The organism is Prevotella illustrans (assembly GCF_017426725.1).
Lineage (GTDB): Bacteria > Bacteroidota > Bacteroidia > Bacteroidales > Bacteroidaceae > Prevotella > Prevotella illustrans.
The window spans coordinates 1-354 of sequence record NZ_JAERMS010000099.1 but is presented as its reverse complement, the minus strand read 5'-3'; the positions used below and the strand labels follow the sequence as shown (position 1 = coordinate 354).

The 354-nt window shown below is 31.6% G+C and carries 1 protein-coding gene; it reads right to left on the bottom strand.

Features of this window, described 5'->3' with window-relative positions:
* Positions 1-157 precede the first annotated feature (157 nt).
* Positions 158-354, bottom strand: a 197-nt coding sequence (locus JHU38_RS12315; RefSeq protein ID WP_207859428.1) for a hypothetical protein, incomplete at its 5' end; no start/stop codon positions are given.

Sequence of the window (354 nt, the reverse complement as noted above, 5' to 3'; positions counted from 1 at the left end):
AGGGGGTATGTGCTCTTTACCATTGGAACAAAATACGTCAAATCAAATGATTTGATGCAACTTTATATGCGTTTTCACAAAAATTATTTAGGACACTATTGCCTTTTAACATAACTTGAACTATACGCATTCGATGACAATATTTCTTACTCTCTTATTATATATAATAATGTGGTATATGGAAATACTCTTGAGATAAATTAATTATTGTCAAAAAAGTAGTGAGTGCTTGATATTTCTTCAAAAAACTTTTGGTGGTTTGCCAAAAACTCTCTACTTTTGCATCCGCTTTCGCCTTGAAGGGGAAGCGACTAAGAAAGCGTTCTTTGAAGATATTTACATAAAACAGATAAG